The sequence below is a fragment of the Lelliottia nimipressuralis genome, assembly GCF_004402045.1.
Lineage (GTDB): Bacteria > Pseudomonadota > Gammaproteobacteria > Enterobacterales > Enterobacteriaceae > Enterobacter > Enterobacter chinensis.
Window position 1 is genome coordinate 141,660 of record NZ_SOMG01000012.1, and the last position, 22,178, is coordinate 163,837.

General features: G+C 56.8%; 11 protein-coding genes. 2 read left to right on the forward strand and 9 right to left on the reverse strand.

Annotated elements, in window-relative coordinates:
• Positions 1–10: 10 nt before the first annotated feature.
• Together E3U32_RS06900 and E3U32_RS06905 are read right to left on the reverse strand one after the other, a co-directional pair.
• Positions 11–793: an aminoglycoside adenylyltransferase family protein gene (locus E3U32_RS06900; RefSeq protein WP_134348175.1), complete on the reverse strand. Its 783-nt coding sequence runs from the start codon at positions 791–793 to the stop codon at positions 11–13.
• On the reverse strand, positions 790–4,347 hold the full coding sequence (locus tag E3U32_RS06905) for a response regulator (RefSeq protein ID WP_134348176.1): 3,558 nt from the start codon (positions 4,345–4,347) through the stop codon (positions 790–792). The genes E3U32_RS06900 and E3U32_RS06905 overlap by 4 nt, the downstream gene beginning before the upstream one ends.
• Positions 4,348–4,616: 269 nt before the next feature.
• Here E3U32_RS06905 and E3U32_RS06910 point away from each other — a divergent pair, with 269 nt between their 5' ends.
• Positions 4,617–4,907, forward strand: a complete 291-nt coding sequence (locus tag E3U32_RS06910; RefSeq protein ID WP_134348177.1) for a Biofilm associated protein A — start codon at positions 4,617–4,619, stop codon at positions 4,905–4,907.
• Positions 4,908–4,912: 5 nt separating this feature from the next.
• On the opposite strand, the gene E3U32_RS06915 is transcribed toward E3U32_RS06910, so the two are convergent.
• Complete coding sequence (locus tag E3U32_RS06915) at positions 4,913–6,124, reverse strand: tetratricopeptide repeat protein (protein WP_134348178.1); 1,212 nt, start codon at positions 6,122–6,124, stop codon at positions 4,913–4,915.
• A gap of 452 nt (positions 6,125–6,576) precedes the next feature.
• Here E3U32_RS06915 and E3U32_RS06920 point away from each other — a divergent pair, with 452 nt between their 5' ends.
• Positions 6,577–9,432, forward strand: a complete 2,856-nt coding sequence (locus tag E3U32_RS06920; protein ID WP_286164212.1) for a transporter substrate-binding domain-containing protein — start codon at positions 6,577–6,579, stop codon at positions 9,430–9,432.
• Between the two features lie 51 nt (positions 9,433–9,483).
• On the opposite strand, the gene E3U32_RS06925 is transcribed toward E3U32_RS06920, so the two are convergent.
• The 6 genes from E3U32_RS06925 to E3U32_RS06950 all read right to left on the reverse strand — a co-directional run bounded on the left by E3U32_RS06925 (position 9,484) and on the right by E3U32_RS06950 (position 22,159).
• Entirely contained in the window at positions 9,484–10,170 is a 687-nt protein-coding gene (locus tag E3U32_RS06925) for a response regulator transcription factor (protein WP_134348180.1), read from the reverse strand.
• Positions 10,171–10,220: 50 nt separating this feature from the next.
• Positions 10,221–11,681 (reverse strand): TolC family protein, encoded by a 1,461-nt coding sequence (locus E3U32_RS06930; protein ID WP_134348181.1) that lies wholly within the window; start codon positions 11,679–11,681, stop codon positions 10,221–10,223.
• Position 11,682: 1 nt separating this feature from the next.
• Positions 11,683–12,918, reverse strand: coding sequence for an HlyD family type I secretion periplasmic adaptor subunit (locus tag E3U32_RS06935; protein ID WP_134348182.1), 1,236 nt, complete (start codon positions 12,916–12,918; stop codon positions 11,683–11,685).
• Positions 12,915–15,173: a type I secretion system permease/ATPase gene (locus tag E3U32_RS06940; protein WP_134348183.1), complete on the reverse strand. Its 2,259-nt coding sequence runs from the start codon at positions 15,171–15,173 to the stop codon at positions 12,915–12,917. The genes E3U32_RS06935 and E3U32_RS06940 overlap by 4 nt, the downstream gene beginning before the upstream one ends.
• Before the next feature lie 286 nt (positions 15,174–15,459).
• Complete coding sequence (locus E3U32_RS06945) at positions 15,460–16,365, reverse strand: OmpA family protein (RefSeq protein WP_134348184.1); 906 nt, start codon at positions 16,363–16,365, stop codon at positions 15,460–15,462.
• A gap of 46 nt (positions 16,366–16,411) precedes the next feature.
• The gene (locus E3U32_RS06950) at positions 16,412–22,159 is read right to left on the reverse strand and encodes an Ig-like domain-containing protein (protein ID WP_134348185.1); all 5,748 of its coding nucleotides are present in this window, start codon (positions 22,157–22,159) and stop codon (positions 16,412–16,414) included.
• Positions 22,160–22,178 lie beyond the last annotated feature (19 nt).

The following is a 22,178-nucleotide window of genomic DNA, read 5'->3' on the forward strand; positions in this document are numbered from 1 at the left end:
CCGGACGGCGTTACGCCAGTTTTTCCTGGATCGCTTTTTTGACCTCGCGGACAAATGCCTCAACCTGAGGCATTTTTTCTGCCCAATCCACAGTGACCAACCCGAGATACTCTGCCCGCGCTTCCCCCAGCAGTTTCGCATGGGCTTCAGGCAGTTGCGGCTGCAGCCAGGCCGCCGCCTCGTCTTTAGACGCAATCTTACCGGTCTCAACGCTATACCCGATGCGCGCCAGCGTCAGGAGGATATGTCTCTCGTCACCCTCCAGATCGTCGGCCCCGTTCCACAGCGCGAGGGTCTGGCGAAACGTATGCTGCAGATCGCGTTCAGGAACCGCCTCAAACAGCGTGCTGGCCGCTTCTCCCCGCAGGGGGAAGCTGTTCTGACGCGCTTTGGTCAGTAAAATCGCCAGATCGGGGTCGGGCTGCGCCGGTTCGTATTCGCCGTTTGTAATATCGTCCCGTAGCCATTCTCCAAACTGCAGTTCCCGCACGGGCGGAAATTGCCATGGCACAATCTGCGACCAGACGACAACCGTCACCTCCAGCGCCCGGTAAACCTCCGACGTGCCGGGCCAGGCCGAAATCCCAAGCAGCTTCTGCATTAAGGTACGCCGTTGTTCATCCCGCAGCGGCGAACGCACTGTGACCAGCAGGTCAATATCGCTCAGCGGTTTCAGCCCCCCCTCCATCGCCGAACCGTATAAGTGAATCGCCATCAGCTCGCTTCCCAGGATGTTTTCGATAAGCGCGCAGGCGGTCTGGATCTGTTTTTGTGCACAGGGGAGTACGTTCATCCTGGCTCTTCGTCTAACGTCAACTGCTGATTAAATCGGGCCATCTCTTCCAGCACGCGGTTGACGAGGGATTCAATCTCCTGCCAGCTGCGCTCTGCATTACAGGCCGTTTCCAGTTGTTCACAGGCTTTCTGCAGGGCCGTCATGTTCATCATCCGCGCCCCGCCGTTGATACGGTGCGCCATACGGCCCACCTTGTCGCGATTTTTCTGCGCGAGCCACTGCGTCAGCTGGCTGGCATCTTCTTTGTTGACCTCAACCATTTCGGCCTGCAGCGCCCGCGTGGCATCATTCACCAGGTCGGGTTTTGCGCTGCTGGTCGCAAAATAGCGATCCAGCAGCGTCTGGAGTTTCTCCGCCGTCAGCGGTTTTTCCAGATATTCATTCATCCCGGCATCAATACAGCGCTCTGCCGCTTCTGATCCGCTCATCGCCGTCAGACCAAAGACCGGAATCGGCGGCAATCCATTGAGTTGCTCAGTATGGCGGATCTGCTGCGCCAGCTCATAACCGTCCATCTCTGGCATCGTGCAGTCGGTAATAATGACATCATAGCGTTCAGGATTTTGCTGCCACATCGACAGCGCCTCCGCGCCCTGCGTCGCGAGTGACACCCGGTGCCCCCAGGACTCCAGCCGCTGCTGCAGCGCGCGGCGTGCGGGCGGATAGTCATCCACGCCAAGAATATGCAGGCTGCGCGTCTGTTCGACGGGCGGAGGGGTCAATACTTTGCTGGCAGCTGGCTCGGCATTGAAGTGAAGACTCACCACGCAGCCCTCATGGGGTTCACTGTCGATACGCACCTCGGCACCTGCAGCCTGCGCCATATACAGGCATGCGGGTAAACTGAACCCGGTGTCAGTCCACTCAGATTTCAGCGTCACGTGGTGCGCCCGTCCGGCAATCTCATCCAGCAGATGACCGCCAATGCCCTCGCCCCGATCGCACACCTCAATGACCAGCGGGATCGTCGTGGTATTCGGCTCTCTGCTGCCCTCATACACCTCAACGTCAATCTCATGACAGTGAGAATGCTTGATGGCGTTACGCAGCAGGCTGGAGAGGATGCGAATAATCAGCAGCGGATCGGTGGTAAAGCGCTCGGTAGAGAGCTCGATCAGCACGTTCAGGGTGATCCCCTTCGCTTCCGCCTGCTGCCGGTAGAGCGCCACCGTACTGTGGATTAACTGCGGCAGGTGCGTGCTGCGCGTCGTTCCGTTCAGCTGCGGGTTATCGGCACGGAAGACATCGAACATATCGCCGATAAGCGAAAGCAGATTGAGGGAGGATTCCCATATCAGGTTCAGGTTTTCATTATGCTCATGCCGCGCATCCAGCGCCTGAAGCTCCATCTCCAGCAGGCCGGTGATCACGCTGAGCGGGGTACGCACTTCATGCCCCATCGTCTGCATAAAGGCATTCTTGCTGCCTATCGCCTGCTCCAGATTACTTTTGGTCTCAGAGAGCTGAGCAATCAACTGCTCTTTTTCGGTGACATCCAGCCAGCCGCCAATCAGGCCGCCAATCTCCCCCTGGCTGTCGTGCCACGGCACAACCCAGCCCTGCAGGTAGCGCGTCTGGTCGTTTATCGTAAAACTGTCAGACCAGTTCTGCGGTTGCCCATCCTGCAACGCCTGCTGGTATTTCGCCTCCAGGTTTGCCAGCACCGCCGGTTCGGCAATGTCGATTGCCGTCACCGGCTGCCCCTGGAAGGCATCGCCCGGCTGGCCGATGGCATCCGCCCAGGCCTGGTTGTAGCGCAGCAGATGGCCGTTGCGATCGCGGACGTAGAGCGCCACGGGCGAGGCGTCGATCAGTGCCTGGGTAAAACGTAACTGTTCAGTAAGCTGTTGCTGCAAGACGTTGCCGCGACGCAGCGCGGCGCGCAGATACTGTATCCACAGCCAACACCCTGTCACCACCAGCAGAAGCAATACGCCCCAGACCAGTGAATTGAGTAATGAACTTTGTGCCCAGGTTTCGCTATTGTCGATGGCCGCTTGTCGCCAGTCACCCGCCAGCTGCATCAATGCCTGCGGTTGCATATCCGCCAGCGCTTTATTGAGAATATTGATCGGCTGGCTGGTGTCGGTTTGCGCGGCAATAACCACATCAATAGGGGGCACGGGCACCGTCACTGCCAGATGAAAACGGGTGGGATGGTGGCGCGTGACCAGATAGTTAGCGATAAACTGTGGCGCAATCACACCGCGTATCTCGCCTTTTTTCAGCCGCGCGAGCGCGTCGTCCATATGGGTCAACGGCACCAGTTTGATCGTGGGATACCAGGTTTCCAGCCAGGGGAGCAGCGGATCGTCGGCCATAATCGCCAGCTTTTCGCCCTTCAACTGGGAAAAATCGTCCGGCCGTTTGATCTCCTGATCCATCACCACCACGACGGGCGTGGTGAGCAATGGTGGGGTTATCGCGCTGGACGTTGCGTTTTTTTGCGCCACGTTGACCTGCTGCCTGAGCACCAGCGCATCCGGGTTATCCCGCTTTAACGCATTCAGTTCGTCGTCGCTACCCGCCATCATGATGGTGAAGTGAATGTCATACTGCTCGCTAAATTGATTGAGCAAATCGATCACCAGACCCGCAGGCGTTCCGTCTTCCAGAAACGCCAGCGGCCGCTGGCGATTATCAAGAATGACCTGAATCTGACTATGTTTGCGCAGCCAGTCCTCTTCCTCCTGATCAAGACCCAGCGGGTTCGTCGTGATCACGAAGCTCCGGTTAAGCCCCCAACTGGTGGTGATACGCAAACGGCTGGCTAACGGGATATGTTTGAACACCGTGTCGATGGCTTCCGCCAGTTGCGGCAACTGGCGATCCACCCCAAAACTCATGTTCAGATTGGGCAGTGCCGGGCTGTAGTGCCAGCGTAGCCCCTGAGCCTGATGATACTGAGTGAGATACTCCGCGCTGGCCCGGTTAATCCACAGCGCGTCTATCTGCTTAAACGCCAGCGCGCTGACGGCTGAAGGATACCAGGACTGGAAACGGAGCGTGCTGCCGGGATAGTAACGCCGCAGCGCCGGGCTGGCGTTGGTATCAGTCATCAGGCCGACGGTCTTAGGGCTCTCTTCGGGTGCGTCATCGGCCCGCTCGCGGGTGGTCATTAAGACCGCCTTATCCAGCAGCCATGGCGGTGTGGTCACCAGATCGGGGTTTGGCCACAGCTCCGGGTTCCACATCGCTACCATCTGAATGTCATGGCGGCGCAGCGCCTGGAAGGCATCGCGACTTTGGCTGTAATAGTGGAGTTTGACGTTGACCTTCAGACTATCTTCCAGCAGCGCCAGATAATCAGCCGCAATCCCGTTGAAAATCCCGTGTTCCATCCCTTCGCTGAGAGGAGGATGCGGCTGTCCCCAGACGCCCACATGAAGCGTCTGATTGTTATTCAACCATTGCTGAACATCATCACTAAACTGAACATGCGGCGCATTGACCTGCACGCGGCGTTGCAGAGTCAGTTCCTGGGCCTGAATCTGCCCGATACTGCAAAGCAGTAAAAAAAGGCTAATTAACCGGGCAGTGATAAAACGCATCGTTTGAATCGTTCCCTGAAAGATGAGAGCTGAAAATAGGCAGACGGGTGCAACCTTAATTTTAGCAACCGCGCGTCATTCTGCATTGTCTGGATACCCGTCATAATTTGAGGGAATTTTAGCAATCGGCGGGCTGGCCGGGATTAAGGTCGGTCTTGTTTTTAAAAACTCTCGTCAGAGGCTTTTTATAAGACCGGACTTATTGTCCCCTCTCCCCCAGGAAGGTAAAAACGCAGCAGATTTGCTATGCGTAAACAGGTTCTCAAAAAATGAATAACACATTCCCTGCCCTGGTCGAGATTGACCTCGGCGATATTTTAATGCCAGGGGAAGAGTCTCTTTTTATCGACGACGACAGTCAGCTGTTACTGATAAAAGGCACACCCGGGCAGCAAGTCAATCTTTGCGAGCTGCTACCCGCAGAATCGGAGCCCGGAGACTGGATGAAAGCCAGAGGCTCCGTCACAGTGGATGGTGTGCAATATGAGGTTTATCACCATTCGGGTAATGAGACGGAGCTGCTCGTACAGACAGGTTTAGACGTTGTCCCTCAGACGTGATCGGGCTAAGTGATAACCTCAACCTGCACCTCGCCCGCACGAAAACCGTCGGCGAGGAAGAATGGGATAGGCAATCGCCATTGTCCGTCGCGCACCTCCGCCGTATAGTGATAGCTCTCCCCCTTAATCCGTAGTGTGGCCGCCTGCTTTTCACCGTCGGCTTTCTCACTCGGTCCCGCCAGCACGGTGAACCCGGCGTTACTGCCAACGTGAAAATGTTCTGCATTCCAGCGAATTGGCGGATGCGCAGGCCAGGGCTGAGCATGATGAAACGCAAAGATCTCATCATGATTCAGAATGCTCTGTCGGACCGTAGGCCAGAGCGCCACTTTGAGGAAATACTGATCGGTAAAGCGTGCGCTCCCCCGGTAGCCTGCCACAAACTGACGCATCATTCCCTCTACGTTCGGGATCGTGCCGCCGCAGCCGCCCCACATTCCCGCCAGCAACAGCTCGGTATGGGTGAAGTAGTCGCGCATATGGTGGAAATAAAACGGCGAGCGCAGCCAGGCTTCCACGCAGACCTGCTCCCGCTCGGAGAGCAGGGAATCGGCGTCACGCACTAAAAAACGCTCGACCTGTGGGTCATCCATCACCAGAAAACGCCACAGGGTTGGGTAGATGTGCTTTTCCTGGCTCATATCCACCAGCGCGGCTCCCGCCTGCGCCAGCCGCTGCCAGACGTGCTGCGGCACGGTGTCATCCAGATAGACACGACAGCGCCAGGCTGGAAACAGCCCGGCGGCGGCCTCAACGTTTTTAATTAAGGTTTCGCAGTAGCGCGGCCGATCGCCATACAGACTGAATGCGATGATGTTCTTTTCGGGGCGATCTGCCCGGAAAGCCGGCGGTGGCGTCAGGGGCAGCGGCCAGACGGTTCCCTGACGAAAACGCTGGTCAGAAAGGGTCAATGACTCCAGACCATAGGCGCGCATTTCATCCTTTTTGCCCATATGGCCGCACAATTCTGCCAGGCCATCGAGCCAGGTTTCTGACGCTTCATGACGGCGGGGCGACTGATAAATCTTACGATAGACCTTGTATGCCTTGTCATGTTTTCCCTCACGCATCAGGCTCAGGGCGTAATCGCTCTGCACCGACATATTGTGCGGCAGAACAGCCAGCGCTTTTTCGCAGCAGCGAGAGGCCGTCGCATAATCCGTCGCGGCCATTGCGTGGCGGTACTGCTCCGCCAGCGCAGTAAATGTCTGACGCATTGCGTCGTGTTTTGCAGCAGAGGAATGAGGAGGAAAGGATCGGCGCATCGTCCAGGCTCAATAATCAAATAAACGTGCGCATTATTGTCCCCTTCGCCTGTAAAGTAAGCGACAAGACCGGTCTTGATGTTTCCGGCAACCAATGCTGACGTTAGATTTATACCGCAAAAAGCAGGTGAAAATGCACGCTTATATTAGTATTGAGAGGATAGCGTAGAAATAATAACGTTCCTGACCAGACATTGCGCTTTTTGTTATTAACGATTGCCAGAATAATAACCAAGCCTTGTCTTATAACAATACATGTACCGTTTAATCAGAATATCACTTTCAGTACCTTATTCTCAGGAGCGTTATAAAAAGTTATGCGCCACTACCTTCGTCGTTTTTTGCTTCTGGTTCTATTTTTACTCGTGATGCCATCGGCGCACAGCGAAGAATATAAGATTCTGATGCGCACCCCTATTGAGGGCATGAGTCGATTGCCGCTCAGCGCGGAGCAGGCAACGCTGCTGAAGCACAGGCAAAATTTGACGGTGGGTATCACACGCTATGACGCGCCCCCCTTTGGTATGCGCAATATGCGCCATGAATATGAGGGGCTGAGCGCTGACTATCTCGGCCTGGTGTCCTGGCAGCTTAATCTGCCAGTGCAGGTCAACATGTACGATTCACCGGAAGAGCTGTGGCAGGCGCTCGCGCGCGGAGATATCGATCTTATTCCGTCGGTCGCCGCCTTCGAGGCGAATGACGCGTTTGTTTTCTCCACGCCTTATGCCAGCGACAAACCCGTGCTGGGTATTAATGACAGAGACACCCAGCCGCTGGCGGAAGATCTTGCCAATACGGATGTGGCGATGGTCAGAGACTACCTGCCGCTTGCGCAGGTGAAAGCGGCGTATCCCAACGCGCGTTTTCGTCTGTTTGACAGCTACCAGGAAGCGCTCAGCGCCGTGGCCTTTGGGCAGTCACGCGCCTATCTGGGCAACAGCTATTCGCTGAGCCGAAATTATCTCAACAATATACACATCGAACGTTTCTCGCGCCTGCCCAACCGTGAAGTCGGTTTCGCGCTCAGCCAGAGTAACCCGCAGCTTAACCAGCTGATCAACGCAACCATTCGTGCCGTACCGGAAGAGGAAAAGCTGGATCTCTATCGCCGCTGGCAGCCCGATCGTGTCGATATTGCACAGGGAACCAAGTCCCTGGATTTTACCGACCAGGAGAAAGCGTGGATCGCGCGTCATCCTGACGTGAGCGTGTTGATCTACAGCCAGGATAATGCCGCACCGGTCTCTTTTATTGATAACAAGGGTGTGCTGCGCGGGGTCGTGGCGGATCTCTTTTCCGTGGTGTCACTGCGTACCGGGTTGCGCTTTCGTTTTGAGACCGGCGATACCACAGATGACCTGATTGCTAAGGTCAACCATGGACAGGCAGATATGCTCGCGTCGGTAACGCCAAGCGAAGCGCGCCAGGATCAGATCCTCTTTACGCGCCCCTACTTACGCAGCGCGTTTTCTCTCGCCACATCGACCTCGCGCAACGATATTCACACCCTGGCCGACCTGCGCGGCAAGCGCCTGGCGCTGGTAAAAAATATTGGCGTCGAACGCCTGATACGCGAACGTTACCCGGAAATCAAAATTGTACATGTCGGCAATGAGTCGCAGCTGCTTTCGAGCGTCACCAATGGAGATGCTGATGCCGCCGTCGGTATTCTGGTGATGACGGATTATCAGATCTATACCAACTTCCAGGATAAGCTGAAGGTGGTTGCTATCGTTGGCGATTCACCGGTCTGGGTCTCCTTTGGCGTAGGGCTGGCAAGTCCGGAGCTACAGAGCATTCTGGATAAAGTGTTGCTGAGTATCTCTCCTATTGAGCTGGAAAATCTGGCGAACCGCTGGCGACCCAACGAGCTGGTGGTGGTCGACAGCTTCTGGTATCGCTATCGCGAGGTGCTGATCGCTACCGGCGTCTTCAGCGGCGTACTGGTGCTGTTGGCGCTGGGCTGGGCGCTCTATTTACGTCGGCAGATTGTGCGTAAAGCGGCACTGCGCAGGCAGCTGAACGAGCAGCTCACCCAGCTGCGCGAGATGCTCACGGAACGTGAGTCGCTGCTGGCGGAGCTGAGCGAGGCGAAAGATCGCGCCGAAGATTCCAACCGGGCAAAATCGGTGTTCCTGTCAACCATGAGTCATGAGATCCGCACCCCGATGAACGCGATCATCGGCATGCTGGACATCGTCCTGAAAAAAGGACGCCATGGCGAACACGATCTTCAGGCGCTGGAAGTGGCTTACGACTCGGCAGAAGGTCTGGTGGGGTTGATTGGCGATATTCTGGATATCTCCCGGATCGAGGGCGGGCATCTCGATTTCAACCCGGAACCCGTGCAGTTCGGAAAACTCATCGACAACATGATGCGGGTGTTCCAGGGCGTGGCGATTGAAAAGAATATCCAGCTGAATAAAGTCTTCCCGACGGACGCGCTGTATGAGGTTTATGCCGACCCGCTGCGTATCAAGCAGGTGCTCTCCAACCTGCTGAGCAACGCCATTAAGTTTACCGACCGCGGCAGCGTGACGCTGACCTTATCGCAGCGTGAGGAGCCCGGCACCGATAACATTCAGTTTGTTATTGAGGTACAGGACAGCGGGATTGGTATTGACGCCAGCCAGCAGGCCGCGCTCTTTAAGCCGTTCAGCCAGGCGGACAATCGCCGGGCGGGAACCGGCCTTGGGTTATATATCAGCCGTACCATCTGTGAAAGCATGAATGGCACGCTCACGCTCGCCAGTGAAAAACATGTTGGTACCACCGTCAGGGCGACCTTCTCCCTGCCTAAAGTCACCCGTGTCGTTACGCCATGTGCCCAGCCTGATGAGGAAGATGAAAAGTTACCGGTGCTTAACGTGCTGGTGGTGGATGACAATCCGGCAAACCGGATCCTGCTGGCCAAACAGCTGGCCTGGCTGGGACAGCACGCGCATCTGGCTTCCGGCGGCGATGAGGCACTCAAAATCTGGGCTGATACCGCGTTTGATGTGGTCATCACCGACTGCAATATGCCGGGCATCAACGGCTATCAGCTGACGGGCATGATGCGTAACGCCGAGCGTGAGCAAGGTCGGGCCCCCACCTGGATTATCGGGTTTACTGCCAATGCGATGCATGAGATTACGGAGCGGTGTTTGCAGGCGGGAATGAATGATTGTCTGTTTAAGCCGTGCTCGATTAGCGATCTCGCGACGGCGCTGCGCAACAGTACTTCTACGCTTGCACGGGCCTACAAAGAAGAGTAGGCCGGGTAAGCGCAGCGCCACCCGGCAAGAAAAGCGGCTCTCAGTGGAGAGTCACAGCAGCTGGTCGTGCCAGAGGAACAGTTCCGGGTCGGTTTTCACGCCCAGCTTTTTCATCGCGGATTTCTTTTGGCCGCTTACCGTTTTGCGGCTACGGCTGAACTTCTCGGAAATTTGCAGCACCGACATACCGGAAAGGAAAAGGCGTAACACCTCCAGTTCCCGCGCCGAGAGCTGATCCAGACGGCCAATGCCGTCGATCACATGTTGTTCATCTTCAACGTCACCGGGTGCAGACGGCTCAGAGATAAGATAAAACTCCTTCTCCATGCTTTCAGAGAGGCAAATATGGCCCGCCGCCACCCGGCGCACCGCATCGACCACTTCCGAGGCGTCACGGCTTTTACCGATATGCCCGCGCACACCGGCCTTCAGCGCCATACGGACAATGGCGGTATTTTCCAGGGTCGATGAGATCAAAATTTTCAGCCAGGGAAAATTGCTCATCAGCTGCTTAATCATCGGTAATCCGTCGATGTCTTCATCACCGAGTAAATAATCGAGGATCAGCACATCAATACGGTTGGTACGTAAAAAATTAATCAGGTCAATGCGGCTGGCAAAGCTGCCCTTCAGTTCGAAATCCGGCTCCTGGCTGAAAATAATCTCCAGCCCCTTGCGCACAATCGGATGATCGTCGAGTAAGGCGATATAAATTTTCTTTCCTGAATACTGATTCATCTGCACTCTCTTCCTGTGCCTGCTGTGTGGTTCATTATAAAAATGGCTGATTACGGCTTTCTCAGCCACTGCAATAATGTTCCCGCACTGGCATAACTACGAAAAATAGCAGCGTAAGCGTCAAAGCGGTTGGTGGCTTCTGCGACCTGGTTACCGTAATAATCACTTTCTGCACTCAGCACATCCAGCAGGGTTCGTTTGCCAAGGTGGTACCATTGATCGAAGAAATCATGGCGAATGCGATCGGATTCAAAGGCTAAGTCGTGGTACAACTCTGCGCGCTCCAGCATGCTACGGGCATCCTGATCGGCCGCACGCACGCGGTTATCCAGATCGCGTAACTGTTTTTCAATGGTTTCTCTGCTGGCGTCCGCACGACGCGCGGCAGAGAGTTCAGCGGCTCGCTGAGAACCGCCGCGGAAAATCGGCCAGCTCACGTTCACGCCCGTCTCCCAGGACTGTTCACGCCCCAGCTCGTCGCGCCCGGTGCTTTTGCCCACGTTCCAGGTCACCGTCGGGAAGGACGCCGAACGCGCGGCATCCGCATCCGCCAGCGCCGACGCGGTCTCTGCCTGCGCCTGGCGAATCGTCGGATGCGTGTCGATGGCCGTGAGCTGTGTCGTCAGTTCACCTGGCTTCAGGTTCCAGACGGTCGCCGCTGGCAGGGGCACTTTTTTGTCCCCCAGCAGGCGGTTAAGGGTAATTTCAGTATCACGCGCACGTGATACGGCGGTATCCAGCGATGATTGCGCCTGGAGCAGCCGCCCGCGGGCCTGGGTCAGCTCGCTGCGACGGCCCTGATCGACCTTCACGATCCCATCCAGCATCTCAACCAGCTCGTTCATCCGCGCCACATACTTTTGACTCAGACGGATAATCTGGCGCTGCTTGCTCAGTTCGATGAGCGCGCTGCTGACCTGCCAGGCGATATCTTCCGCCTGGGCATCAACGTTATTTCTCGCCGCATCATGCAGGGCTTCACGGCTTTTAATGGTGTTGCTGGTGCGGCCAAAATCGAGCAGGGTGGTCGCCATATTGACGGTGACCGCCGGACGACTGTCGCTGTAGCGATGTTCACCGCCACCAAACTGATAACTTTTAGAGCGGGTGCCGACATCAATTTGCGGCCAGCGCTGGCCTTTGGCTTCGTCAACGTTGGCTTCTGCCGCTTCCGTATTGTAATTTGCGCCGCGCACTTCGGGGCTGATGCTCAGCGCGGTATTCACCGCATCATTAAACAGAGTGCGGATCTCACCTTCACTGGGCGCCCGGGCCGTTTTATCGCGTTTCGGCGCGGCGACCGCGCGTGTCACAGGTGCCTGCTCCACTAACGGAGCGGCCGGCGCGGGTGGTGTGGAGGCCATCACCATGCGAGATTTTACCACAGGGTCCACAGGCGCAAAGGCTAATAAGCCGTCACTATTTGCTGCACTTTTAGCCGATGCCAGGCAAGCCGCGGCCGTCAGCAGCGCCGCCAGACGGCGCTGCATAAAGATTGAATCACTTTTCATATTAACGCTCGCGGAATGCTTCCTTCGCTTTGAAGATAGGTTTCAACAGATAATCAAGAATGGTTTTTTCACCGGTGCGGATTTCGACCGTGGCAATCATGCCGGGAATAATCGGCAGGGATTTTCCGCCCGCCGTCAGCGTGCTGCTGTCGGTCAGGACCATCACCCGGTAATAGGTATCATCAGGACGACCCGCGGCGGCTTTGGCGTCATCTTTGAGCGTGTCCGGGCTGACCAGCGAAACCTGCCCTTTCAGACCGCCGTAAATACCGAAATCGTAGGCGGTGATCTTCACCATCGCCGGTAATCCGGCATGCAGGAAGGCGACGTCAGACGGTTTGATTTTCCCTTCCACCAGCAGCTGGTCTTCCAGCGGCACGATTTCCATAATGTGTTCACCCGGCTGAATAACGCCGCCGATTGTGGTGACGCGCACGTTTTTCACCGTGCCTTTCACCAGGGCGGTGATGGTGGTCCGGCTCACCACGTCGGCGCGCCCAGTCAGGCTCTCTTCGGCCTGCACCAGATCCAGCTCCTGGCGAATCAGTTCGGCGTTGGCATCCGCCTGGTAGCGGTTACGACGCTCGACAATTTGCGATTGCAGGTCATTCGCCTGACGACGCATACGCAGCAGTTCTACTTCAGAGAGCAGGCCGCGCGCGGCCAGCGGCTCTGACATGGCAATTTCGTTCTGCGCCAGGCGGTAGCTTTTCTCGAGCGAAGCCACGCCCTCTTCCAGCGCCTGCTTACGGCTGTTGTAGGCGCGGGTTTCCAGGTCCACTTCGGAAGGATACTGTTTCACGCGGTCGCTAAAGGTCAGCGGCAGGCCGTAGGCTTCAGCACGCAGACGGTTGACGGTCGCTTCCAGCGCCACCACTTTACGCAGCGTCTCCTGATAGCTGGACTGGGCGCGGGTCGGGTCGATTTTCAGCAGCACCTGCCCCGGCTCAACGATGTCGCCCTCACGGACGTTCAGCTCTTCGAGAATGCCGCCTTCCAGGCTCTGGATAATTTGCTCACGGCTTTTCGAGACGATTTTCGCGTCGCCTTTGGTGACCTCTTCCACTTTGGCGAAATGCGCCCAGGTTAAAAACCCGGCGAACACCAGCAGGATCAGCCATAACACCAAGCGTGACTTTGGCGTGGTCTGGGAGAAGAGCGCCTCCTGAATATCGCTCATCCAGGCGGCATCGCGTGCGGATAATGCCTTGTTATTGTTACGCTTTAAGAATTTCATGCGCTGGCCTCCACGGGCTGTTTTCCAGTAGCGGCTTTTGCAGGGGCACTGTCGTTTGCCGGTGCGCCGTTCAGTGCGGCAAGCACCTGCTGTTTAGGACCATCAGCCACAATTTTGCCGTCATCAATAATCACCATGCGATCCACCAGCGCCAGCAGCGACGGGCGATGGGTGACCACCACCAGCGTGTGCCCGGCGGTCGCGACTTTCAGGTGTTGTAAGAACAGGGCTTCCGTCTGGGAATCCATCGCGCTGGTCGGTTCGTCCAGCAGCAGCAGATTCGGTCGCGCCAGCAGCGTACGGGCCAGTGACACCAGCTGACGCTGTCCACCGGAGAGGCTGTTCCCCTGCTCGCCCACCGGCATGTGGATCCCGCGTGGATGACGCGCGGCAATCTGATCCAGCCCGGTCAGACGCAGCACGTGCAGGAATTCATCGGAGGAGGCGTTCTGGCGGCCAATCATGATGTTTTCACGCAGGGTGCCGTAAAACAGACGCGCTTCCTGGCCGACAAAGCCCACGTTGTTACGCCAGTCGGACGGCTCAATCTGGTTCACATCCAGCCCGCTGCTGAATATTTGTCCTTTCACCGGGGTATAGAGGCGCGCAATGATGCGCAGCAGGGTCGATTTGCCGCTGCCGATTTTGCCGACAATCGCCACGCGCTCACCCGGTTTGATCGTCAGGTTGACGCCTTTGAGGATCTCCGGGTTAGGCTGCATCGGCGGTGCCGGGTAGGAGAAGGTCACACCTTTCAACTCAATATCGCCATTCAGCTCAGGCTGTTTGATGTAATCAATGTCGCTGCTGCGATCGGTCGGGTGCGCCATCAGTCTGTTCAGCGAGCCCAGCGCGGCTTTCGCCTGCTGATAACGCACGGCCAGACCAATCACCTGGCTTAATGGCGCGGTCACGCGACCGGCCAGCATCACGGTACCGATCAGCGCACCCTGAGTCAGGTTACCGGCATCGATCAGGTATACGCCGGTGACAATCAGCATCACTGTCTGCAACTGTTGCAGGAAACTCACCGAGTTCATCGCCAGCGCCGAGTAATGTTTTGACGCCGCCGCGCTGGAAGATTGCATGGCGCTGAATTTCTGCCAGCGGCTCTGCATCCAGGATTCGCCGCCAACCGATTTCAGGGTTTCCATACCTTCAATGGATTCAATCAGTACGCCCTGCTTTAACGAGGCTTCCTGCAGGCTGGCTTTCATCACCTTCGCCAGCGGCCACTGGATCAGCAGGCTGACAATCAGGATCATCGGCAACATCAGCATTGGAATAATGGCCAGCGAACCGCCGATGGCAAAAATAATGCCGATAAACAGCAGCACGAACGGCAGATCGGCAATGGTCGCCAGGGTGGCGGAAGAGACGAAGTCACGCACGGATTCAAACTCGCGCAACTGGTTGGCAAACGAGCCGGACGAGGCCGGTTTATGCTCCATTTTTACCGCCAGCGACTGACGGAACAGGACGCTACCGACAATCAAATCCGCTTTCTTTCCGGCGGTATCAAGCAGATGCGCACGCACTGTACGGGTGATGGCCTCAAAGACCATCGCCACCAGCACGCCAATCGCCAGCGACCAGAGCGTGGTAAACGCCTGGTTAGGGATAACGCGGTCATACACGTTCATGGTAAAGAATACCGTGGCCAGCGCGAGCACGTTTACCAGCACCGACGCCAGCGCCGCACTGCGGTAGTAGCTGCGATAGCGCCACAGGGTACTGAACAGCCAGTGACCTTTTGGTTGCGGCGGCGCGATATCGCTGACCCGGCTGTCAATGCGCGCCGTCGGTTTCGCCGCAATGGCATAGCCGACATACAGCTCGCTAAGCGCCTCATGGTTCAGCTCAACCGGCTCATCGCCCACTTCCGGCATGATCAGGGAGTAGAACAGATCCCATTTATCCTCAGCATTTTTACGACGCTCGCGCGCAAGCAGCACCATGCCGCCCGCACCTTTGCGCAGCAGAATCATGGGGAAAACCTGCTCGGGCAGTTCAGCGCTGTTACGCTTGATGAGCCCCCCGGTGATACCGGCGTTTTTGAGCGCATCAAGCGCTAAAGAGGGTGTGAGAGTTTGTTCGACAGGCAGACCAGCCAGCAAGACATCGTCGCTCTTACCCAGACCATAATGCTCAGACAGCCAGGCAATGCTTCTGAGCAGAGAGTCGTCATTAAGTCGGGTATCACGGGCGATGGTGTGCAGCTGTTCCTCCTGGGTATTGGCCATTGAGGATTCCATATTTCGCGTGTTCCTGGTTGTTAAAAGTCAGTTAAATCAAAAAGATAAATTAACTTTCTGAGATGAATTAGGAATATTCTGTCACGCGGAATGGTCTTGCCTTAATGAGACCTGTCTCAATGGAACTGCTTATTTTTTGTCACGAAAAAGGAATGAGTGGGGGTTTTGCCCGGCGGCGCCGCGCTTGCACGGGCCTACAATGAATGTCGTAATAGATTGATAATATTGGTGATTGTAGGCCGGGTAAGCGCAAGCGCCACCCGGCAAGAGTCGCTGAAAGGTAACACTATTTTTGTGCTTGTGCCGACACGTCCTGGTCGCCGCTCACGCGCACCACAACACGACGGTTCGGCGCATTGCAGGCAATCAGGGCTTTTTTACTGGATGCCGCGCAGTCGTTCACCACGGGCTCACTGCTGCCCACGCTGGAGGCACTCATCAGGCGAGCCGGAAGACCGTTTTCAGCCAGCATGGTGCGGACAGTCTGCGCACGCTTCAGACCAAGGGCATAGTTGCTGCGATCGCTGCCAATGGCGTCCGTGTGGCCGATCACCTGGATCTGCTTGAGTTCAACGTTTTCACGTTTGATCGTCGTCACCAGATCTTTCACCGCCTGATGGCCCTGGGCAGAAACGCCTTTCTCGCTGGACTGACCGAAGCGGAACATCACATCACCCGAGAGGGTGTAATCTTTGTACTGCGGCGCAAGGTTCTTACAGGCCTCTACGCTTGAGGCACGGGACAGCACGTGAGTCTGCTCACGCAGGCCAGCGAGATCCTTTTCCGCCTGCTCGCGGGTACGGGCTTCCGGCACCGCGTTCAGCGTGTGGCTGACGCGTACGAAGTAGGTCTGACCGCCGCTCATCTCGACGTTGTAGCCCTGCTCTTTGCCGCGATATTCCGGCGCATCGTTCTGATAGGCGCCCAGATTGTGCTTACCCGGTGCCAGACAGAAGGTCGTAAAACCGCCCGGCAGCAGCGCGTCGTGGAACTCGTTATCGACATAGATATGCGCCGCGCCGCCTGTGGTGTTGCTGGCGTCACGGTAGTAAACCACCTGCGTCTGCGTCTGGCCGACGGGGGCGACAGGCTGATACGTCTTACCAAAATTCTCCGCCGCCAGCGCCGGGTGAATAACAAATGCGGAGGTGGTAAACAGCGCCGCGAATAAAGAGGTCTTGAAAAAAGTCATAAATCCTCCATGGGCCTCCCCGAAAGGAGGCCTGGAAAAGTTTAAGTTAGTGATTATTCACGTTGACGGTGACGCCGTTCTGCACCAGCAGTTCCACGTCCAGATTTTCCATCTGGTACACCTGGTACTCGACGCCAGACACCTTGACGTTACCTGCGTTAGTCCAGTTACCCGGATCGCTGTTGTCAGGCAGCAGGTCGTTCAGGTTCAGCACATCGCCTTTATTCCCCTGCACCATCAGCTGTTTATTGCCGTCGGCGATAAACATGTCTTTCTCAGCGTGGGTCAGCACGTCGTTCACGTTGATATTCAGCACATCCGCTTTGCCGTTGTTCATATCAATCGTTGAAACCTGCTGATCTTTGCCGACCAGCTTGCTCAGATCGATGCTGTCCTTCGCGTCGCCCGCTAACGTCAGCGTATGATTGACGGCATCATATCCTTCGGTTGCCTGGCCAACGTGCTCAACGCCTTTCTGCTCTGTCGATGCATCCTGCTTAGACGCGTTATCGTCTTCGTTCTGAGCCACAACAGGCGCTTTTGCCGGTTTGTTTTCCTCGCTGGTCACACGCTGTTCTTCATGAACAGGCTGGGTGTTTTCCTCAACGCTGAAGGAACGCATACTGCGGCTATTGCGCAGCAGCATGCCATCAACAGTGATCGGTACCCCGTTGTATGTGTGAATGCTGGTATCCGCGACATCTACAACGGTAAACACTGCCGCAAAGCCGTTGCCGTTCCCTGGAGCAGACAATCCGATAGCACGCCACTGCGCCAGCGTTAAGGTAACGGTCCAGGTACCATCATCCAGCACCCGCCCGGTTGTACCTGCCAGCGTAGGCGTCAAACCGCCTCTCAGGCTGACAGTATGGCCCGGAATCCCTCCCACACCTTTAACCGTAATCACTTCACCGACGACATCAAAGTACCCACCACCGCTGACGCTGGTGATCAGGAAGTTTTCAGGCGACCAGGTTTCCACGGTCACATAACGCTGGGCACCTAACGCACTGCTGTTGCCTGCGGTATCAATCTGCTTGGCACGGAAATACCAGGTGCCATCAGGCAACGCCGTTGGAATTTCCAGACTCCAGGTACCATCTGCTTTGGCCGTGGTGGTGTAGATAATGTTCTTACCGCTTGTCCATCCAGACCCAGTCGTTGGACCCGCCAGCCAGATCTCGATCTTCGCACCCGCTTCCGCGCCGTTACCGGTGATGGTCGGACGGTTGTCGTTGGTCTTCTCTGCGTCAACCAGGTTACCGACCTTGCCGCCCGCAACGTTATCGACGACTGCTGTAATGACAGGTGCAGCCGCGACCGTATCAACCACAACATAGTGCTGGTTACCCAGAGCGCTCTTGTTGCCCGCCTGGTCAGTCTGATTGGCACGGAAGTACCAGGTGCCATCCTGCAATGCCTTCGGAATTTCCAGGCTCCAGGTACCGTCCGCTTTGGCGGTGGTGGTATACACGAGGTTGTTATTACTCCACCCCTGATTACCCAGCGCCAGCACGATTTCGATCTTCGCGCCCGCTTCCGCACCGTTACCGGTGATGGTCGGACGGTTGTCGTTGGTACGCTCCCCGTCAACCAGGTTACCGACTTTACCGCCCGCCACGTTATCAGTAATAACCGTTACGTTCGGTGCGGCCACCACGGTATCCACGGTAATCGCGAAGTTGGTGGAGTTCACCGAACGGTTCCCGGCTTTATCAACAGAGTAAGCCTGGAAGTTATACGTCTGGTTATAGTTGGTCGTCAGCGGGAAAGACCATTGTCCATTCGCACCCGCAGTGGTTGAACCATGAACCCCACCGTTTGCCGGGTTGATGATATACACCACGCTGCCCGCTTCCGCCGTGCCGCGTAAATCCAGCGTTCTGTCGTTGGTTACGCCACCGTTACCCACCAGACCGTTATACACGCCCCCCTGAACATCATCCCAGGAGCCAGTAATCACTGGCGCGTTATTGACCGTATCAACCGTAATTGCAAACTTCGCAGAATCTGCCGAACGGTTGCCAGCCGGATCGACAGAGTACGCATGGAAGTTGTATTGCTGGTTGTAGTTAGTCGCGATCGGGAGCTTCCAGCTACCATTTGCATCCGCCTTCACGGAACCCGCAACAGTGCCATAGTTATCGATGACGATGTACACCACGCTACCCGGCTCAGCGGTACCACGCAGTTCTGGTGTCTTGTCGTTCGTCACGCCACCATTCGCCACCAGGCCGTTATACACGCCACCCGCAACATCGTCATACGCACCGGTAATCACTGGTGCGGCATTGACCGTATCCACATTCAGTGAATAGGTCGCCGATTTACCGGAAACGTTGCCCAAATCGTCTTTGGCAATGGTGTAGAACATATGTGGGCGACCCGCAGCAGTATCCGCGACCGAACGCGACCAGCTCCAGTTACCCTTAGCATCAGCTTTTACTGTATCCAGCACGCCGTCGTTATAGGCGTTGTAGATATAGATAATGCTGTTCGCTTCCGCCGTACCGCGCAGTTCCATACTGCCGTCATTGCTCAGCCCACCGTTCGGTACCAGTCCGTTGTAGATGCCGCCTTCCACGTTATCGTACGCGCCCAGAATGACCGGCGTGGCCGCTTTCGTGTCGACTTCCAGACCGTAATGGTTGGATTCACCCGACAGGTTTCCCGCCTGATCCTGCGCCTTCACAAAGAAGTTGTGCTGCGTATCAGACAGGGTTGGTGAGGTCCATTTCCAGTCGCCATTTGCATCGGCATATACCGAACCAACCGGCACATTGCTACCCGGAACGTAAATTTTCACCAGACTGTCTTTCTCAGCGGTACCACGCAGCTCTGGCGTGGTGTCGCGTGAGCGGCTGCCGTCAGCGATCAGCGTGTTCGCATCGTCATACATGCCTGTAATAGCCGGCGCGTTTGGTGCTTCGGTATCAATAGTCAGATTCCACGCTGCCGTTGGCGCGCTCTTCACGCCGGTCGGGCTCTGGAATACCGCCGTCAGAGACAGCTCAGTGCCGTTGTTCTGCTGTGGCAGCGTATAGTTCCAGGTATTCGCTGGCCCTACGGTGACGGAGTCAATCAGTCGGGTACCGTCGTAAATGAAGACCACATCACCTGCCACACCTTTACCGTACAGGGTCGGCGTGGTGTCATCCGTCACGCCCGGGTTCGCGAGATCGCCCTGAATCGTCCCCACGTCATCCGCGACGCGGTCCAGAGAACCTGTCGGGATACGGGTATCCAGCGTCAGCTCGAACGGCGCGGTTTGCGCACTCTCACCTGCGCCTGCGTCTTCGCTGGCGGTGATCTTATAGGTTGCATCCGCAGTCAGTGCCGGGTTAAGGGTGTACTGCCATTCACCGGTCACGGCGTCAGCGCGCACGCTGTCGATGTATTTGCCATCAACATACACTTTCACCAGGGCACCCGCCGTCGCACGGCCCACCACTGTAGGGGTCGTGTCGTCGGTGTGGCTACCGCTGCCCAGATTGCCGGTGATGTCACCCTGATCGTCCACAACGTGGCTGATGGAAACACCGTTATGGCTGGTATCCACGATGAAGTGGATCGGAGCAGACTCTGGGCCGACGTTACCGGCTTTATCTTCAATCGAGACTTTCCAGGTGTAGTCGCCATCCACCAGCGCCGGGGCCGGGGTATAGCTCCAGTTACCCTTATCGTCTACCGGGACGCGCACGATGGTGCCGTTACCCAGATCGATAATCGCGGTACCGTTCGCTTCACCCTTACCACGGTAGGTTGGGGTGTTGTCATCGGTGGTGTCGTCATTGGCGATGAGACCCGGCGTGCCGAAGTCGTCCCACAGTTCAATGTCGGTAGCTGCCAGCGGATCAACGGAATCGACAATAATCACCCACTCGCCGGTTTCCGGGCTACGGTTGCCTGTCACATCTTCTGCAACCGCGCGGAAACGGTGCTCGCCCTGCGCCAGATCGGCGTCGAACTCAATGGTCCAGCGACCACCCGTCACCACGGCGCTGCCGATCGGGTTCGGGTTAGTGCCATCGTACAGATAGACCGTGGTGCCATCCTGTGCGGTACCGGTAATGGTCGGGCGCGCGTCGTTCGTGATACCGCCGTTCTGTATCGTACCCAGATGTGCATCAACGTCGTCGATCACGTCAGTGATGGCCGGTGCCGTTGGAATACCGCCCGCCAGCAGGTCAAATGAGAAGGCGTCAGACGGCTCGGAACGCAGCCCTGCTTTATCCTGCGCCACAACGGTGACATCGTAATGGCCGTTGGCCAGGCCCAGCGCTGGCGTCCAGGTCCAGACCCCGGTAGCGGCGTCAGCGGTCACAGAGTCAACGGTTTTCCCGTTCACGATGATGAACACCAGGCTGCCCTTCTCGGCAGTACCGGTAAAGTCCGGGGTGCTGTCGTCAGTAATGCCGCCGTTGGCGATATTGCCGGTCTGCTGACCCGCATCATCAAACACGGTATCGATCGTCGGTTTTGCCGGCGGCTGAGTATCGACGATAAAGCCGATGGGGTCAGACGGTTCGCTGGCATTACCCGCCGGGTCACTAATGACCACCACGGCTTCATGCTCACCGTCTTTCAGTGGGTTTTCCGGAGTCACTTCCCATTTACCGTCGTCACCGACAATCGCGGTGCCCACGACTTCGTCGTCAACAACCAGTTCAACGGTATCGCCAGGCACGGCGCCTTCGCCGCTGAATACCGGCTTCGTGTCATCCGTGGTGTCACCGTTGTGAATAGGGCCGACAACCGGACCCTGATCGTCCTCAACGTCACCAATGATCGGTTTGTTTGGCGCGTCGGTATCGATAACCAGCTTCCACGGTGCGGTCGGCGCGCTTTCCACCCCGGTCGGGCCACGGAATACGACGCTCACATCCAGCGCAGTGCCGTTCGTCTGCTCAGGCAGGGTGTATTCCCAGCTGCCATCGGCACGTACGGTGGTCGAATCGATGATGTCACTGCCGTTGCGAACGTAGACGATATCCCCAGGACGGCCAGTGCCGTGCAGGGTTGGGGTGGTGTCATCGGTCACACCCGGGTTCGCCACGTCGCCCTGGTAGCGGCCTTCATTGTCTTCAATACGATCGAAAGAGCCGGTCGGCACGACGGTATCAACGGTCAGCAGGAACGGACGCGTCGGCGCAGGGATCTCACCTGGACCGCTGTATTCACCTGCGGTGATTTCGTAAGTTTTACCGGATTCCAGCGCCGGGTTGATCTCAATCGCCCACTCGCCGGTTACCGGGTCAGCAGTCATCGAGCCAACCGGGTTACCGTCCACATACAGGGTCACCACAGAGCCAGGCGTCGCCGTCCCGACGATAACCGGGTTCACATCATCCGTGCTACTGCCGCTCGCCAGCGGGTTAGTCAGCGTACCGGTGTTATCTTCAGCGTGGCTGATGGAGACCGCGTTACCCACCGTGTCAATCGTGAAGCTGATTGGCGGAGTAGAGGGACCGCGGTTGCCCTGTGCGTCTTCCAGGGAAACAGACCAGGTATAAGACCCGTCCGCCAGCGCAGGCGCTGGGGTCCAGCTCCAGTTACCGGTTGAATCAACCGGTACGCGAACGCTCTGGCCGCCACCGAGGTCGATCACCGCCGTCATGCCCGGCTCACCCTTACCGCTAAAGGTTGGGGTGTTATCTTCGCTCGGATCGCCGTTGTTAATTTCACGCGGGAACTGGTAGTCGTTCCACAGTAAAACGTCTGTAGGCAGCGGGGGCAACGTCGCCATTGCGGCGATATTTTCGGTATTGTTGTTCGAAGTAATGGTCTTTTTCATACAATTTTCCAAATGAATT

Bases quoted from the DNA above. Each gene is read 5' to 3' on its own strand.
- E3U32_RS06900 (WP_134348175.1), bottom strand. From the start codon at position 793: ATGAACGTACTCCCCTGTGCACAAAAACAGATCCAGACCGCCTGCGCG.
- E3U32_RS06905 (WP_134348176.1), bottom strand. From the start codon at position 4,347: ATGCGTTTTATCACTGCCCGGTTAATTAGCCTTTTTTTACTGCTTTGC.
- E3U32_RS06910 (WP_134348177.1), top strand. From the start codon at position 4,617: ATGAATAACACATTCCCTGCCCTGGTCGAGATTGACCTCGGCGATATT.
- E3U32_RS06915 (WP_134348178.1), bottom strand. From the start codon at position 6,124: ATGCGTCAGACATTTACTGCGCTGGCGGAGCAGTACCGCCACGCAATG.
- E3U32_RS06920 (WP_286164212.1), top strand. From the start codon at position 6,577: ATGCGCACCCCTATTGAGGGCATGAGTCGATTGCCGCTCAGCGCGGAG.
- E3U32_RS06925 (WP_134348180.1), bottom strand. From the start codon at position 10,170: ATGAATCAGTATTCAGGAAAGAAAATTTATATCGCCTTACTCGACGAT.
- E3U32_RS06930 (WP_134348181.1), bottom strand. From the start codon at position 11,681: ATGAAAAGTGATTCAATCTTTATGCAGCGCCGTCTGGCGGCGCTGCTG.
- E3U32_RS06935 (WP_134348182.1), bottom strand. From the start codon at position 12,918: ATGAAATTCTTAAAGCGTAACAATAACAAGGCATTATCCGCACGCGAT.
- E3U32_RS06940 (WP_134348183.1), bottom strand. From the start codon at position 15,173: ATGGAATCCTCAATGGCCAATACCCAGGAGGAACAGCTGCACACCATC.
- E3U32_RS06945 (WP_134348184.1), bottom strand. From the start codon at position 16,365: ATGACTTTTTTCAAGACCTCTTTATTCGCGGCGCTGTTTACCACCTCC.
- E3U32_RS06950 (WP_134348185.1), bottom strand. From the start codon at position 22,159: ATGAAAAAGACCATTACTTCGAACAACAATACCGAAAATATCGCCGCA.